Origin of the sequence: Stenotrophomonas sp. GD03654 (assembly GCF_029845105.1) — a bacterium.
Classification (GTDB): domain Bacteria; phylum Pseudomonadota; class Gammaproteobacteria; order Xanthomonadales; family Xanthomonadaceae; genus Stenotrophomonas; species Stenotrophomonas africana.
Map to the genome: position 1 here is coordinate 1 of NZ_JAOCLC010000143.1, position 1979 is coordinate 1979.

Here is a 1979-nt window from a genome sequence, read left to right on the forward strand (position 1 = left end):
ATTGCGTGAGCTGGAGCGCTGGCTCACGTTGGCGGTGGGCACCTATCACGGCTCTGTGCACAACGGCCTGCTTCAGCCGCCGGCGGCGCGCTGGTCAGAAGCCGTGGCGCGTGTCGGTGTACCGGCTGTCGTCACCCGCGCCTTGGCTTTTTTGGTCGATTTCCTGCCCATCATTCGCCGTACTCTGACTCGCACCGGCTTTGTCATCGACCACATTCACTACTACGCCGATGCGCTCAAACCGTGGATCGCACGACGCGACCGCTTGCCCGCTTTCCTGATCCGGCGCGACCCGCGTGACATCAGCCGTATCTGGGTGCTGGAACCGGAGGGGCAGCATTACCTGGAAATCCCCTACCGTACCTTGTCGCACCCGGCTGTCACCCTCTGGGAACAACGACAGGCGCTGGCGAAATTGCGGCAGCAAGGGCGCGAACAGGTGGATGAGTCGGCGCTGTTCCGCATGATCGGGCAGATGCGCGAGATCGTGACCACCGCACAGAAGGCCACGCGCAAGGCGCGGCGCGACGCGGATCGACGCCAGCACCTCAAGGCATCGCCTCCGCCGGACAAGCCGATTCCGCCGAAAACGGACGTTGCTGATCCGCAGGCAGACAACCTGCCTCCGGCCAAACCGTTCGACCAGATCGAGGAGTGGTAGCCGTGGACGAATATCCCATCATCGACTTGTCACACCTGCTGCCAGCGGCACAGGGGCTGGCTCGGCTGCCGGCGGACGAGCGCATCCAGCGCCTTCGCGCCGACCGCTGGATCGGCTACCCGCGCGCGGTCGAGGCGCTGAACCGGCTGGAAACCCTGTATGCGTGGCCAAACAAGCAACGCATGCCCAACCTGCTGCTGGTTGGCCCGACCAACAACGGCAAGTCGATGATCATCGAGAAATTCCGGCGCACGCATCCGGCCAGCTCCGACGCGGACCAGGAACACATGCCGGTGCTGGTCGTGCAGATGCCGTCCGAACCGTCGGTGATCCGCTTCTACGTCGCGCTACTTGCCGCGATGGGGGCACCATTGCGCCCGCGCCCACGGCTGCCGGAAATGGAGCAACTGGCGCTGGCACTGCTGCGCAAGGTCGGCGTGCGCATGCTGGTGATCGACGAGCTGCACAACGTCTTGGCCGGCAACAGCGTCAACCGGCGGGAATTTCTCAACCTGCTGCGCTTCCTCGGCAATGAGCTGCGCATCCCATTGGTCGGGGTCGGCACGCGCGACGCCTACCTGGCCATCCGCTCGGATGACCAATTGGAAAACCGCTTCGAGCCCATGATGCTGCCGGTGTGGGAGGCCAACGACGATTGCTGCTCACTGCTGGCCAGCTTCGCCGCTTCGCTTCCATTGCGGCGACCCTCGTCGATTGCCACGCTGGACATGGCCCGCTACCTGCTCACACGCAGCGAGGGCACCATCGGCGAACTGGCGCACTTGCTGATGGCGGCGGCCCTCGTCGCCGTGGAGAGCGGCGAGGAAGCGATCAACCACCGCACGCTCAGCATGGCCGATTACACCGGCCCAAGCGAGCGGCGTCGGCAATTCGAGCGGGAACTGATGTGAAGCCAGCGCCACGCTGGCCGCTGCATCCGGCTCCCAAGGAAGGCGAAGCCTTGTCTTCATGGCTCAACCGCGTGGCCCTTTGCTATCACATGGAGGTGTCCGACCTGCTGGAGCACGATCTTGGTCACGGCCAGGTTGATGACCTGGATACCGCGCCACCACTGTCGCTGCTGATGATGCTCTTCCAGCGGAGCGGTATCGAGCTGGATCGGCTGCGCTGCATGAGTTTCGCCGGCTGGGTGCCTTGGCTACTGGACAGCCTTGATGATCAGATTCCAGCCGCATTGGAAACCTATGCGTTCCAGCTCTCGGTACTGCTGCCGAGACTCCGCCGTAAGACGCGATCCATCACGAGCTGGCGTGCCTGGCTGCCCACCCAACCGATACACCGCGCCTGTCCGCTCTGC

The 1979-nt window shown here is 64.3% G+C and carries 3 protein-coding genes; all 3 read left to right on the forward strand.

Annotated features, from left to right (window positions below):
- On the forward strand, nucleotides 1–661 hold a 661-nt coding region (locus N5J73_RS24130; RefSeq protein WP_279941381.1), incomplete at its 5' end, for a Mu transposase C-terminal domain-containing protein.
- Between the two features lie 2 nt (nucleotides 662–663).
- Nucleotides 664–1572, forward strand: coding sequence for a TniB family NTP-binding protein (locus N5J73_RS24135; RefSeq protein WP_003830789.1), 909 nt, complete (start codon nucleotides 664–666; stop codon nucleotides 1570–1572).
- A partial coding sequence (locus N5J73_RS24140; RefSeq protein ID WP_279941382.1) for a TniQ family protein occupies nucleotides 1569–1979 on the forward strand: 411 nt, incomplete at its 3' end. The genes N5J73_RS24135 and N5J73_RS24140, both read left to right, overlap by 4 nt.